We start from the raw sequence: 1,430 nt of genomic DNA on the forward strand, positions 1-1,430 counted from the left end.
TACATGGACGCCCACGTTATGCCAAGCATTCAGTTAATGATTTTGAGAAGGTCTAAGATTGCAGCCATACATCCGGACTTTGAGTGAGGTACATTTCCTCTGTCCCTGATGGAATACGCTGGTTGAGGCTCTATCACGATAACGCACTTAATGTGCTTGTTTCCTGGCGAGCTTACCCAACCACGGTCTAACCTATCCTGCCATCATGTCATGATTGCCTGTGCAATCGGTGAAAGTCTATCTCCTTAAACTTGTTTTCGATGTGCCATTACCAATACGCTTTTATTCAGCCATCCTGATCAGGCTTTGGCAGCGAATGCTGCCGAAGTGTGATTGGGGTGGAATTTAGTGTCTCTGGCAAGTAACGCCCAGATAATGCGAGCATTTTTGTTCGCCAGAGCAACGGCGGCAACATTCTTATTGCGCCGCGCCATTAGCTTGCGTAACCAGCTTTCCGGCTCAGCCTTGTTCTCGGCAAAGCGAATGACCGCTCGTGCGCCGTGGATCAGCAAAGTGCGCAAGTAAGTGTCGCCACGTTTACTGATACCAAGCAATATCTGCTTACCACCGCTGGAGCGTTGTTTTGGAACCAATCCGAACCATGCCGAAAGCTGCCTTCCGTTTTTGAATCCCGCAGCATCTCCCACAGTTGCCACAATGGCACTCGCCGTGATCGGACCAATGCCGGGAATAGCCTCAAGTTTTTGACTCGCTTCGTTTTCCTTGTGCCATAGCTTGATCTGCAATTCAAGCTCTTCCGCCTGTCGATCTAATTCCTTGAGGTGAGTGTTCAGTCTTTCCAATAACTTGCGCAGGGTACCTGGTAAACCGTTCTCGGCATCTTCCAGTATATCCGGTATACGTTTGTTGATGGATCGGATGCCTTGAGGTATCACAACACCAAACTCAGAGAGTAAACCACGCATCTGATTTGCCTGCGCGGTTCTGGCTTTGACGAAGCCTTGTCTAGCACGGTGTATCGACAGGATGGCCTGTTGCTCAACGTTTTTGATCGGTACAAAACGCATGTTGGGTCGGCTCACTGCTTCACAAACCGCTTCTGCATCTGCCATGTCATGCTTGTTGGTCTTCACATAAGGTTTGACGAACTGGGGTGACATGAGTTTGACAGTATGCCCAAATTCGCCCAGCTTTCTCGCCCAATGGTGTGAGCTACCGCAGGCTTCCATGCCAATCAGGCAGGGATCCAGATTGGCAAAGAACCTCGCCATCTCGCTGCGGCGCAGTTGCTTACGTAGCAAAGCCTTGCCGTGTATATCCACCCCGTGAATCTGAAATACTTCTTTTGCCAAATCGATGCCTATCGTTGTAATCTTCATGTCGGACGCTCCTCTCTATTTGGTGGGCTTTATTGCACCACTACTTTGGCACGTTGATGCCGTTTAGGGTAGTGGGCGTCCATTCCATTA

1 protein-coding gene is annotated in these 1,430 nt (G+C 49.7%); it reads right to left on the minus strand.

The window, feature by feature from the left end:
* Positions 1 to 299: 299 nt before the first annotated feature.
* Positions 300 to 1,340, minus strand: a complete 1,041-nt coding sequence (locus C7H79_RS17120; RefSeq protein ID WP_106708427.1) for an IS110 family RNA-guided transposase — start codon at positions 1,338 to 1,340, stop codon at positions 300 to 302.
* Between the last annotated feature and the right edge of the window lie 90 nt (positions 1,341 to 1,430).

Source organism: Nitrosomonas supralitoralis (genome assembly GCF_003011925.2).
GTDB lineage: Bacteria > Pseudomonadota > Gammaproteobacteria > Burkholderiales > Nitrosomonadaceae > Nitrosomonas > Nitrosomonas supralitoralis.